1 protein-coding gene and 1 pseudogene are annotated in these 653 nt (G+C 69.8%); both read right to left on the bottom strand.

The window, feature by feature from the left end; all coding sequences use genetic code 11:
- The coding region (locus tag LH62_RS00220) for a HigA family addiction module antitoxin (RefSeq protein WP_236552428.1) at nucleotides 1-253 on the bottom strand (253 nt) is incomplete at its 3' end.
- An 11-nt stretch (nucleotides 254-264) separates the two neighbouring features.
- Nucleotides 265-545: pseudogene (locus LH62_RS28870) on the bottom strand (type II toxin-antitoxin system RelE/ParE family toxin).
- Between the last annotated feature and the right edge of the window lie 108 nt (nucleotides 546-653).

Raw genomic sequence — 653 nt, 5'->3', positions numbered from 1 at the left:
TCTCCGCCGTGATGGCACGCCGTCCGCCGAGGATCGCCGTGATGCGGTTGGCCGGCACGCGCAGCGCGAGGGCCAGCGCATGCGCCGACAGGCCCAGCGGCTCCAAGAACTCGTGCCGCAGCACCTCGCCGGGATGGACGGGGCTCAGGCGCTCGCCGCTGTCCACCTCGGCCAGGTCCACGCGACCGGCATCGAGGTCGCTGCGGGCAATAGGCCCTGTGGTCTTCCTGCGGGGCATCACGCGTGTCGTCATGGCGAGCCTCCTCAATGGTAGTCCACGATCTCGACCCCATGCGGCCCATCCTCGCGCCAGAGGAAGACCAGCCGCCACTGCCCATTGATCCGGACGGAATATTGACCGGCGCGGTCGCCGCGCAGGGCTTCCAACCGGTTGCCGGGCGGCACGCGCAGATCGTCCAGCCGCTCCGCCGCATCCAACATCGCCAGCTTACGGCGCGCCGCCTGGGCCAAGTCCGCGCCATGCTGCGGGGCAGACCACCCTGGAAGACGAGCGCGGTCGCCTTGTCGCCGAAGCTCCGGATCACGCCGATACGTAGCGCGTCATACGCGGAGCATCAAGCGTAATGTCTCCAGGCGACGGAGGCGTCTGCGGCACCTCGACGGCCCAAGCCGAGCTCATCCGCGCGCAGCAG

The organism is Belnapia sp. F-4-1, from assembly GCF_000802185.1.
GTDB lineage: Bacteria > Pseudomonadota > Alphaproteobacteria > Acetobacterales > Acetobacteraceae > Belnapia.
This window is presented reverse-complemented; position numbering and strand designations above follow the sequence as displayed.